The following is a 248-nucleotide window of genomic DNA, read 5'->3' as shown; positions in this document are numbered from 1 at the left end:
AATACCACTACATTTGAAGGCTTCCAGCGACTATCCATGATCGCCTTATCCACCAAGGGCTTATACTCCAGCACCTTGTTCACTTCGATGCCGCAGGAGGCGGTCAAAACCACCTTTGGTTCAGCATCCTCAATACGCACGGCTAACTCATTAGGCGCAAAACCGCCGAACACCACAGAATGAATAGCACCGAGTCTGGCGCAGGCAAGCATCGCCATTGCGGCCTCAGGGATCATTGGCATATAAAG

1 protein-coding gene is annotated in these 248 nt (G+C 51.6%); it reads right to left on the bottom strand.

From position 1 onward, the window contains the following. Nucleotides 1–248, bottom strand: a 248-nt coding sequence (locus AB4585_RS23215) for an AMP-binding protein (RefSeq protein ID WP_372171143.1), incomplete at both ends; no start/stop codon positions are given.

This window comes from Vibrio sp. 10N.222.49.C9, assembly GCF_041474985.1.
GTDB classification, from domain to species: domain Bacteria; phylum Pseudomonadota; class Gammaproteobacteria; order Enterobacterales; family Vibrionaceae; genus Vibrio; species Vibrio crassostreae_C.
This window is presented reverse-complemented; position numbering and strand designations above follow the sequence as displayed.